The organism is Candidatus Poribacteria bacterium (assembly GCA_021162805.1).
Classification (GTDB): Bacteria; Poribacteria; WGA-4E; order B28-G17; family B28-G17; genus JAGGXZ01.
On sequence record JAGGXZ010000085.1, the window covers coordinates 1 to 11,124 of the forward strand.

8 protein-coding genes are annotated in these 11,124 nt (G+C 52.9%); 2 read left to right on the plus strand and 6 right to left on the minus strand.

The genetic code is table 11. The features are described from left to right. Both J7M22_06950 and J7M22_06955 read left to right on the plus strand, forming a co-directional pair. Positions 1-1,746: hypothetical protein (locus tag J7M22_06950; protein MCD6506349.1), on the plus strand; the 1,746-nt coding region annotated here is incomplete at its 5' end. A gap of 12 nt (positions 1,747-1,758) precedes the next feature. Next, positions 1,759-2,727, plus strand: a complete 969-nt coding sequence (locus J7M22_06955; protein MCD6506350.1) for a PD40 domain-containing protein — start codon at positions 1,759-1,761, stop codon at positions 2,725-2,727. 91 nt (positions 2,728-2,818) lie between these two features. On the opposite strand, the gene J7M22_06960 is transcribed toward J7M22_06955, so the two are convergent. The 6 genes from J7M22_06960 to J7M22_06985 form a co-directional block, all read right to left on the minus strand. Continuing rightward, positions 2,819-6,901, minus strand: coding sequence for a hypothetical protein (locus J7M22_06960; GenBank protein MCD6506351.1), 4,083 nt, complete (start codon positions 6,899-6,901; stop codon positions 2,819-2,821). Between the two features lie 77 nt (positions 6,902-6,978). Beyond that, positions 6,979-7,941 (minus strand): hypothetical protein, encoded by a 963-nt coding sequence (locus J7M22_06965; GenBank protein ID MCD6506352.1) that lies wholly within the window; start codon positions 7,939-7,941, stop codon positions 6,979-6,981. Further along, entirely contained in the window at positions 7,938-8,618 is a 681-nt protein-coding gene (gene radC, locus J7M22_06970) for a DNA repair protein RadC (protein ID MCD6506353.1), read from the minus strand. The genes J7M22_06965 and radC overlap by 4 nt, the downstream gene beginning before the upstream one ends. Before the next feature lie 3 nt (positions 8,619-8,621). Continuing rightward, positions 8,622-9,038, minus strand: coding sequence for a DMT family transporter (locus tag J7M22_06975; GenBank protein ID MCD6506354.1), 417 nt, complete (start codon positions 9,036-9,038; stop codon positions 8,622-8,624). A gap of 12 nt (positions 9,039-9,050) precedes the next feature. Next, positions 9,051-10,556 carry a hypothetical protein gene (locus J7M22_06980; protein ID MCD6506355.1) on the minus strand — a complete coding sequence of 502 codons (1,506 nt, stop codon included), beginning with the start codon at positions 10,554-10,556 and terminating at the stop codon, positions 9,051-9,053. Between the two features lie 15 nt (positions 10,557-10,571). After that, positions 10,572-11,124 (minus strand): DUF350 domain-containing protein (locus J7M22_06985; GenBank protein ID MCD6506356.1); only part of this gene is annotated, 553 nt, incomplete at its 5' end.

An 11,124-nucleotide genomic window follows, 5' to 3' on the forward strand; every position in this document is an offset into this window, starting at 1 on the left:
ATCATGATTCTGCTGGGTGTTTATGTGCTTTCTTCGGAATATCACTTCTTGGAGGTGATCAGTTTATTAAACAATTTCCTTTCCCCACTTGGACAGAGCCGATTGATGAAAGGTTTAGGGGAACTACAAGATTTCTCGCTTGGGCTCTGGTATGATCTCTACAGAATGTTCTTCATCTGTTTTTCCGCAGGGATTCTCCTGCTCCAACATAATTTCTCCCGATCTATCCGGGTGAATCCCTGGGTGGTTCTCATAGCATACGAGATCCTTCTGATCACGACAGTGTATCGAAATACCTTTAAAGGCGTAGGAGATATCTTATACCTGAGTGCGATCGTGGTATATGCGGGTTTTGTCATAGGTTTATACGTTATAGCCCATATGAATGGGAAAAGCTCATCAAAGGAAATGATACAGGAGGGGATTGTGATACTCATAGCTTGGTTCACCTTGAGCTTGTTCTTCACCAGGGGAGCTGCCAGATACAATTTCTTCTTTGCTCCGTCCGCCATTATATGCGGCACATACGCCCTTGGATACATCTATCGAAGATTCTGTCATCCAGCATTTGATGAGAAACACCTGGGATACATGGTTTTGATGTTGATATTATGGGAATCTTATGTTGTTTTTCAAGGGACAAAGGTCTACTTCCTAATATGTGCTTCGCTTCTGAGCCTGGCTCTCCTCGCATATGTGCTTCGGCGCGCGCTCTTTGTCCGGAGAAAACCGTTGAATATGACAGCATGGCTGTGTTTCACCGGCTTCATGATCGCTCTTACAAGTTTCATCCCTGTGGTAGGAGCAGAAGCACAGAGGGCGAGCAGGGCAGCAAAACGACTTCACCCGATAGCATCCAACTCCCTGAAGCGGGCGTTGGATTGGATGAAAAACCATCTTCCGGATGATGCGGTTATCGCTGCGGATTTTAATCTAGGTAGTCACATCAATACCCTTGCCAATAAAGCGACTATTGTGGACGAAGATCATTATATCCCATACTGGATCTATCTGATATCCAGACACGTGTTCTGTGGGCAGACGGAAATGGAAGCCCTCCAGTTTCTGAAAACCCATAGGGCGAGCTATCTTATGATAGATCAAAGAGATTTCGATGATCTTTCTCGCCACTCAGCTTTAGGCTCGGATGAGAGGTATGACCGATTGTCAACCTTTGTGCGTGTTGTGGAGTTAAGCTTACCAAAAGCTGATGAGACCGATATCACATTACGTGCCGTTCCCCCTTTGGTGTATCTCCGCGGGCTTTGTCAATCGCCCTTTGAGTGGGTGAAGATCACCCTGAAAAAGCCTGGTGAACGCAGGAGGGAAAACATCAAAGGGGTTTATGTAGTCTCAAATGGGAATAAGCTACCACCGCAGTTAGTTTTCTTCAGAGGGAAGTTGATCCAGCAAGTTTCTAAGGGAGCCTTCCCTGGTGTGCTGATGTTATATTTCGCCAAAGGCCGCCCTGCTAGGAGGAGACTGGTGGGCATCTACTTTCCGGAGAAAGCGTGGAAGATGCTTTTAGTGCAACTTTACGTGATGGAAAGGCCTAATAAATACTTCAAACTCGTTTACCCTTCCCCTTCAGAGAGGGAGAGTCGAATTGGATTGCCACCTTCCGGAACTAAGATATGGCAAATCCTCTACCCAAAGAACTTGAAGGAGAAGCCTGAGTATTTGGCTACGAAGTTTGAGGACTCAGCCCTCTATAAATCATGGATGTTAGGACTATCGCCTGAGTAAGGAGGGGTTAATATGCTATCCAAAGGGATTGTCTGTGCTATGTTGGTGGGCATCTCAGTCTTGCTTGGCGTTGTTTTGTTAGCAGAAGTTACAGCGCAGGAATTCCCAAAGGTACAGATAGCCTTTGTATCAGATAGGGACGGAGGGAAGGAGATCTACGTTATGGATGTAAATGGGGAAAACTTACAGAAATTAACAGACACTGAGAAGAGATTTTGGAACTATGATCCGGCATGGTCTCCAGATGGCAAAATGATAGCGTTTGTATCCGACAGGGATATTGGGGTTGGGGTTTGTTGCCCCGAGATCTACGTTATGGATGCTGATGGGGAAAACCTAAGGAGACTGACAAATGCTATAGCGGATCACGCTCATCCATCTTGGTCGCCTGATGGGAGGAAAATCGCTTTTGAATCAGATAAAGATGGAAACTATGACATCTACGTTGTAGATGTGGATGGAAGGAGTCTACGTAAGCTGACGAAAAGTTCCGCGGCTGATAGAAACCCATCCTGGTCTCCAGACGGTCGAAAGATCGCTTTCGAATCAAACCTCCAAATCTATATCATGGATGCAGTTGGGGGAAATCGACGTAAACTGACAGAAAGAAGGTGGGGATGGAACGTAGACCCCGCATGGTCTCCAGATGGCAAGAAGATTGCTTTTACCTCTACCAGAGATGGAGACTCCGAAATCTACGTCATGGATGCAGATGGGAGAAATCAACGTAATCTGACAAACAATCCAGCTGCTGACTATGATCCATCCTGGTCACCTGATGGAAACAAAATAGTCTTTGTGTCGGAGAGGGATGGGAACAGAGAGATCTACGTTATGGACGCTGATGGGAGCAACCAGAGGAGGTTGACCAATGATCCTGCCAAGGATTTTTCACCTGACTGGTGTAAGTCACCCTATTTCACTGTTATACCCACCAATAAACTTAGAACGTTATGGGGATGGTTGAAAACTTTTCGATGATACCTTGTGGGTGATTAAAGACCTGGCAGTGAACCTGATATCCTACCTTCTGAAGGTAGAAGAGGGGAGATCTCGCTAATATTTTTATCCGTCATCGGATATCCTCCGGCCAGTGTGTTTCGGTGAAAGTCGTCCACACCCCCGTGGACTTGCTGAAGCGTGAAAGCCCCCTCTGTGTGCCTATCCAGACGTAATCGCCGTCGATCGCTATGGTGTAGATGCTGTTATGGACGAGACCATCCTTTCTGGTATATGTCCTCCAGGTTCCATCCTTCAAGTTGAGCACGCTTACGCCCGAGTCATATGTCCCGAACCAGACCAGATCGCCGTCCAGGGCGATACATGTAACCCTATCGCTTGCGAGCCCATCCTGCTTGGAATAGCTCCTCCAGTCCATGCTTTTCAGATCGTAGACGGCGACACCGCTATCGCTTCCGAACCATACCTTGGTGCCATCTGTGGCGATACAGGTGATCTTATCGTCCGGCAGCCCATCCTTCTTGGTGAACGTCTTCCACAAATCCTTTCTCTTATCGTATCTGCTGACACCCATTCGGGTTCCCACCCAGACGTATTTTTCATCCACGGCTATGCACCACACCTCATCGCTGACCAACGTCTCGGCGAACTCCTTCGAGACGATGCCGGGTTTGATCTCTATCCCTGACGTGTAGCTGACCCACGCGTTTGGATTATCGGAGGTCCTGGGAAACTTGCCTATCCCCCTATTGGTGCCGACCCAGACGTCGTTTCCGGATATGGCGATCGAGGTTATATCCTCATCCGGCAGGCCGTTTTCCCGCTTGTATCTGTCCCATTTGTCGGCGATCTTATCGTATCTGTTCGCCCCTTCACGTGTCCCTATCCAGACATATCTCTCGTCCACGGCGAGGGAACTGACCCAGTTGCTGACGAGTCCCTCCTCCGATGGCGGCTCCCACCAGCTCCACCGTGAGCCGCCGACCCTCATCACCTGTCTTCCGCCCTTCTGTCTATAGCCCTCCCAGGTTCCGTGCTGCTTGTCGTATCTGGAGAGGCCGCTGGTCGTGCCCACCCAGACATATCGTTTGTCGATGGCGATCGAGCGTACCTCTTTGCCCAGAAGGGCTTTGCGATGGGTGAACTGAGTCCAGGATTCCAGCTTCTTGTCGAACCTGCTCAGCCCTAGCGGCGTTCCGACCCAGACATATCGTTCATCCACCTTAAGCGCCCTCTCGTTTATGTGATCGTGTAACAATCCGTTTTTTCTGTCGAAGGTGGTCCACGTCCCTGAGGCGATGTGGAAGCGCATCACCCCATTGCTTACCGTTCCAAGCCATAGATAATCGCCGTCCTCACATAGCTCCGTCACACCGCTTCCCCATTCCCCCTTAGGGGTTATCGTTATCCACTCGTCGTTTTTCCTGTCATACTCGGTTATCCCTGCCCCTTCGAAGAACTCGTATATGATCCAAACCCTTTCAGGGGTAATCACGATCCTATCTATATCGTTGGCCGCCAGCACATCGGCCGTGGAGAAGGTCTCCCACCGACCGGTGCGTTTATCGTACCTTGAAAGCGGTCTGGCCGATCCACCCCATCTGGAGGAGGCTACCCAGACGTATCTGTCGTCCACGGCGATCCAGTTGACGCCATTAGAGCCCAGCCCGTCCTTAACCGTGAACCTGCGCCATTCGCCTGTCTCGGAGTCATATCTGCGCAGCGACGCTCCAGTTCCTACCCACACATATCTGCCGTCAGGGGCGATGGATGATACCCTGTCCCACGGAAAGCCCGAGCTGAAATCGAACGATTCACACCTCCAAGAGGATCTATCTATCCTGGTGGCATAAGTGACGTTGGAGTAGCCGAGCCAGATCGCCCTCTCGCTGGGAACAATGAGATCGACATAGTTGGAGACGAGGCCGTCTTTGACGGTGTACCTGATCCACGAGTCGGCATATTTATCATATCGCAACAGCCCTTTATCCGTCGAGAACCAGACATACCTGCCATCGGGCACGATACGTTTGATCTCGCTCATGGCTTTAACTTTCGGATCTTTGAAGATATCGAACCTTGTGAATCTGCGCCAGGTATGAGTGGGACGATGATACCTCAGTATACAGCCGTTGACGGTGCCCCGCCAGTTGCTCATCCATACGTAATCCCCGTCGAATTCGATGTTGGAGACCCCCATGCTCAAGAGCGGATTTCTATCCGCAAGGGACCTATATGCTTCACTCCGGCCGGAGGATGGATCGTATCTGATCAGCCCTACATCGGTCGCAAGGTAAAGCGATCCCCCTTTCGGCAGGATATCCCTTACGTCATAGGGGATCCCCTCGATCGGTGAGAGACGACCGGTCCCGTTTAGATCGTATCGGCCTATGCCCCTTGGAGTTCCGACCCACAGCGTCGATCCGTCCACATGAAGAGCAGTTACGATGGTTTGAGACAGGATATGGTTCACATTTCGGCCCTCTATGACGTATATCCCATCCATTGTCCCGGCGAACACGCTATCCCCCTCACATCGGACGACGTTCACCTCATCTTCTATGATCCGGCTGAGCTGGCCCGATTGAGGATCTAACCTGTAGAGACCATCCTTGGCACCGATCCATAGATCCCCGTCCCTATGGAAGAGACTGGAGATGAACTTCCCGTTCATCTGATCGATCCTTCTCCACCCAGAGGATCGATCGTATAACGCCAACCCTTCGCCGGTTCCGACCCAGATCCCCGCGTCGGTTCGGAGGATGACGTTCACGTAAAAATCCCTCATATCCCCGATGGTGTTATAGAACCTCCATAGGCCGCTTTTGCGATCCAGCACTCCGATCCCCCTTTCCGTTCCGACCCATATCTCGTTTTTATCCGCCTCGACAGCGGTTATGTAATCTGAGGCCAGACCATCCTTTCTGTTGAAGTTCCTCCAGGACCGATCCGAGGGATTGAATAGCGACAGGCCGCTTGGAGTGGCCACCCATATCCTGCCACTCTCGTCTTCGTCGAGCGATCTGACGTCATCGTCTGCGATCTGATCGGCTAAGGTATAGATCGTCCATTTCCCCGTGACCTTGTTGAACCTCGCGACGCCGCTCTGATATGTTCCAAACCATATATCGTTGCCGTCCACGGCTATACAGGTGATATGGTTACTGGGAAGGCCCTCCTTAGTGGTGTAGTTGATCCAGGTGTTGACGCTTTTTATGTACCTCTGCGCGCCGCCGTTTGCCGTGCCGAACCAGACCTGATTTCCGTCCACCACTATTGCCCTGATCATATCGCTGACCAGAAGATCCGTCTTCGTATAGGTCTTGACGAAGGCCTGATCGGTCTTGCTGAAGACGCTGACGCCTGAGCTTTTGGTGCCGAACCAGACGACATCCTCATCAACCGCTATGACCGAGATCTCCTCCCCTACGAGTCCATCCTTCGTCGAATAGTTGTTCCACGAGTCGGTCGCCCTGTGATACCTGCTGACACCTCCTTCTCCTGGCTTCCTCTCGCGGAAATCGAAGATCCTCCTACCAAATCTCCTCTTCTCCTTACCGGTTCCCACCCAGATGTACTCCTGATCCACAGCTATCGTGGTGACGTTATTGCTGGGCAGTCCGTCCTTTTTACCCCTGACCGCCCAGCTATCTATCCGTTTGTCGTACCTGTTCAGTCCTCTATCGGTTCCGAACCAGATATAATCCCCATCTACGACGACGCACCGGACCTTATCGCTGGCCAGCCCGTCCTTACTCCTGAAAATCCTCCACTCCTCCTTCGACGTGTCGAATCTGGTAACCCCTTCGTCGGTGGCGAACCAGACGTAGTTACCATCCACCGCTATGTCGTTCACCCTGTCATTGGAAAGCCCATCAGCCATGGTGTAATGTACCCATCTCCCCTCCGATTTGATGTACCTGGAGACCCCTTTATCGGTTCCCACCCAGATATTGCGCCTATCGGTCGCTATGCTGCGTATGTTCTCGCTTATAAGCACGTGTTGATATTCGGTCTCCCCACCCCCGCTGCTGATTTTGAACATCGGCTCTGCGGGCTTTACAGCCTCCCCCTTGACCGGCGCCAGCTTTGGACCTGGAGGGGAAAACGTGATGCATCCCACAAGCCAGATGCACAGCGATAGTATCAGGAACCATATGATCGCCCTTAACCTCATCGATATCCCCACCTTCATTCAAATTGTCCGTTTTGAAGCTGCTACATCCTGTGGTAACAAAATCGTATGTTAGACTTACATCTCGCCGATTCGGTTTATTTCCTCCCTCGCATGACTACGCTTGCCCTCACCTCGGCCGAATCGTTCTCCCGGAAGGCCTCATAGTAGAACAGGATCCTGTCCTCAAGCGCCAAGTAATCCATGTATCTGGCCGTCCGATACCGCCCCGGGGTTGCGGTTTCAAGCGTGGGAGCGTTGGGGGTGATGTCCGTAAAGGTCTTCCCTCCATCGGTGCTAACGGCTATTCCGCCGGCGATGTTGTAGACGGGATCGAACCATTCCGAGTTTGAGCCCTCATAATAGAGAATCCAGACGCCCGGCATCGGCAGCAGACAGGCCGGTCGGGTGAAAAAGTCATGCCAACCGTGGCTGGACAGTATCGGATTAGTTTTGAACTCCCACCTCTCACCGTCAACCGAGATCGCCAGATAAGGCAGCTCACGGGGATGGCCGTTTATCCCATAGCCGATGACGAACATGTGATAAAGCCCGCCGATGTTGATGATATACGGATCCTTGACCCCCCACTCCTTGATCTCAAATCGAAGCACGGGCCGTGCTGTGGAGGGATCGAACTGCGAGGGATCGTCCACGTCGTCGAACTTCCCGATGTACCAGCCATAGGGATCGGGCCTTCCCGAACGGCAGTAATAGAGCTTGAACTTGCCGGTCAGCGGATCGCGCAACAGCGATGGACGCTCGAATGAGAGGGTGCCGACCTCATCCCTGTGTATCGTTTTGACGTGCTCGAAGCGCAGCCCGTCCTCGGATCTTCCTATCCATATGGCATATCCCCTCTGTCCTCTGGGGGAATATGCCTCTCGGAGCCTGGCTGCAAGCCATACCACGCCCTCATCGTCCATACAGACGCTCGGCGCGCCCGCCCACCAGTCCGTCTCATCCCTCTCAGGCTCCAGAATCGTGATGAACTCCCCGGGATTCGGAACCGGAACCCGAACGGCCTCGACTCCGATGGTATAGCTCGGTGATAGATTCATAGCAAACCTCCCTCCCTGAAGCTGAAATAGCCATTCCTTCCGACGATTATGTGGTCTAAGACCCTGATATCTATCGTATGGGCCACCTCGTAGATCGAACGGGTGAGCCGTCTGTCATCCTCCGATGGCTCGGGATATCCGCTGGGGTGATTGTGAACGAGGATCAGGCCGGAGGCGTGGTGTGAGAGAGCCGATTCGATGATCCGGCGCGGATATATGATCGCCCTATCGACCGTTCCCTCATGGACAACTTCATATTCGATGACCTCGTTCTTCGTGTTAAGATAGATAACCATGAAAGCCTCATGGGACAGCCCGGCGAGCTTCACACGGGCGAAGTCCACCACCGCCTGAGGTGATGCAAGCAGATCTCTCCCCTCCATCCTTTCAGCCATATAGAGCCCGAAGAGCTCCTTGACCAGTCGGATGAGCGTGGCCGATATCGGTCCCATGCCTTCGATCGATTCCAGCTCCTCCTGGGAGGCATTCATGACCCCTGTGATGCCCTTGAAACGTTCGATGAGCTCCTTGGCGATGGGCTTGACATCCCTCCTCGGTATGGCGTAGGTCAGAAGAAGCTCAAGCAGCTCATAATCGTGCATTCCCCGGGCTCCGGCCTTCCGAAATCTCTCCCTGAGACGCTTTCTGTGTCCTATGTAATGGGGTTTATCGCTCATCCCTCATCTCCCCGATACAAGCACCCCTCCGATCACGACGAGGATCGCCCCGAGGACGGTTTTGAAACTTAGAGGTTCCCTTAGGATGATGACGCCCAGGATCAAGCTGATCAGGACGTTGGTGTTATAGAGGGGGGCGAGTCTTGAGACGTCCGCGCCGTGTTCTATCGCCTTGGCGGCGAACAACATGCCCGATCCCCATATCGCTCCGGCGGATATGTATATCAGTCGGGACGATATGGTGGCCGGCGAGGCGCCTCGGCCGAAAAGCCATGAGAGTGCGGCGGCGATGATCGCCCCCGGGAGCATCCACACGAGCCTCATCTCACCCGATGCCTCATCCCCGCCGAGCTTTAAGAGGATTATATAGCTGCCCCAGCAGATCGCCGCCATGATCCCGTCCACAGCCCATCTCCCCATAACAACCCCCGATCAAAGCCGATGCGATATCTCTCTTATGGCCGGATAGATCCTCCTGTATATCTCGAACCTCTCGCGATATCTTTCACTGAACTCAGCTCGCGGCATATAGGTTCTACGTGGCCTGACGATGTGCTCGATCGCCTCCTGAATGGAGGAGTACTCCCCTATGGCCACGCCCGCCAAAATCGCCGCCCCGAGACAGACGCCTTCTGAGATATCCATGGCCATAACCGGTTTTTCGTATATATCGGCCTTCATCTGGAGCCATCTCTCCGATCTCGCCCCTCCTCCTATGGCGCGGAATTCGTCTATCCTGACGCCCGCCTCATGCAGGAGCTCCAGGTTGTATTTCATCTCGAAGCTGACCCCTTCGACTATCGCCCTGATGATGTCGCCTTTGCCGGTGGCGAGGCTTAATCCCAATATCGCCCCCTTGGATTGGGTATCCAGATAGGGCGTGCCGCTTCCGGAGAAATGGGGAAGCAACATCACCGGCGAGATATCATCCGACATCTCCTCCATCAGCAGGTCGTAGGCGCTGACGCCTTTCCTTTCGGCTTCCTCGATCTCCCTCTGGCCGAACACATCTCTGAACCACCTCAGCACCACCCCTCCGGATGAGACAAAGGCCAAAGTGACGTAGAGATCGGACACGACGTGGGGATAACACGCGAAGTTCCCCTCGATCATCTCCTCACTCAACACCGGTTCCGTGAAGGCAGGGGCGAAACACTCGACCGTGCCAGTGGCGTCCATCACCAATCCCCCTCGGATAACCCCCGCGCCCAGAGCCCCACAGGGCTGATCGTGCCCGCCCGTTACCCCCACCACGCCCTTGGGCAACTCCAACTCGTCGGCGATCTTGTCGGGCACCTCACCGATTGGCGTTCCGGAAGGTGCCGTCTCCGGGAGCAGATCACGATCCACCCCCGCCAGATTCAACATCTTCTCCGACCAGTCCTTGCGTATTATGTCAAACATCATCGTCCGAGAGGCGAGCGACCAATCCTCCACCGGCCTGATCCCCAGCTTGAAGAGCACGAAATCCTCATAACCCAGGAACTTCCACGTTCTTCCGTATACATCGGGCTTATTTCTCCTGAGCCATATCAGCTTTGCCATCGTGGTTATGCCGCTGAGAGGCATGCCGGTTATCCTCATGATCTGAAGCTTGCTCATCCTCCCGCCGATCTCTTGGGCTATCTCATCGGCGCGCGAGTCGAAGGTGGTTATGGCCGTATCCAATATCTCACCGTCCTCGGAGACAGGGGTGACAGCTTCGCCCTGAGATGAGACGGCGAACGCCTTTATGGGGTCGCTTTTGGTCTCAGCGGCGACCTTTCTTATGGCATCCGCCACCTTTTGCCAAACCAGATTTGAGTCCAGCTCGGACCATCCCGGCCTTCGATGTATCAGAGGATACTCCCCATATGCCTGTGCGATGATCTGGCCGTCTAGGTTGAAGGCGATCGCCTTACATCCGGTTGTTCCGACGTCTACCCCCAGCAGGCTCATTCTTACCTCCCAATCTCATACAGCATGGGCGATTATGAAGACTGAGGCGGCATATATGCTCACGGCTATAAACGAGGCCGCGACGTTGGCCTTATCGGCTATCTCCTCGGACATCCTCGCCCTTGGCAGAAAGACCAGATCGGTTATCAGCCTTATAATCCATAGCAGGATGAAGGAGCAAACAACATACAGGAGAAAGATGGCGAGATCGGATGACCATCCGGTGAAATCTCCCAACATCCCCTGGTGTACCAGATATCCCACGGCGAAGAGGAATCCTCCGAAGGCCACTCCCGCGGCGGTGTTGTTTCTCTCACCTATCACCTCGTGCACGTCATATGGTGTGATTAGCTGATACCAGAGCCCCGCTAAAACCAGCATCGCTTGACCGAGCAGGAAGAATATCAGGACTGAAAGCCATCCTCCCCCTTCTCCCGCTATGGAGGCCCTGACGATCAGCCCGGTCGCGATATATCCTCCGGCTACAACCGCTCCTGTGCCAGCGTTTTGATCCGATATGATCTCCTTCGTGTTCCTGAACCGGTAGAGGATCAGATAGTCGTTGATG

Bases quoted from the DNA above. Each gene is read 5' to 3' on its own strand.
- J7M22_06955 (MCD6506350.1), top strand. From the start codon at position 1,759: ATGCTATCCAAAGGGATTGTCTGTGCTATGTTGGTGGGCATCTCAGTC.
- J7M22_06960 (MCD6506351.1), bottom strand. From the start codon at position 6,901: ATGAAGGTGGGGATATCGATGAGGTTAAGGGCGATCATATGGTTCCTG.
- J7M22_06965 (MCD6506352.1), bottom strand. From the start codon at position 7,941: ATGAATCTATCACCGAGCTATACCATCGGAGTCGAGGCCGTTCGGGTT.
- radC (MCD6506353.1), bottom strand. From the start codon at position 8,618: ATGAGCGATAAACCCCATTACATAGGACACAGAAAGCGTCTCAGGGAG.
- J7M22_06975 (MCD6506354.1), bottom strand. From the start codon at position 9,038: ATGGGGAGATGGGCTGTGGACGGGATCATGGCGGCGATCTGCTGGGGC.
- J7M22_06980 (MCD6506355.1), bottom strand. From the start codon at position 10,556: ATGAGCCTGCTGGGGGTAGACGTCGGAACAACCGGATGTAAGGCGATC.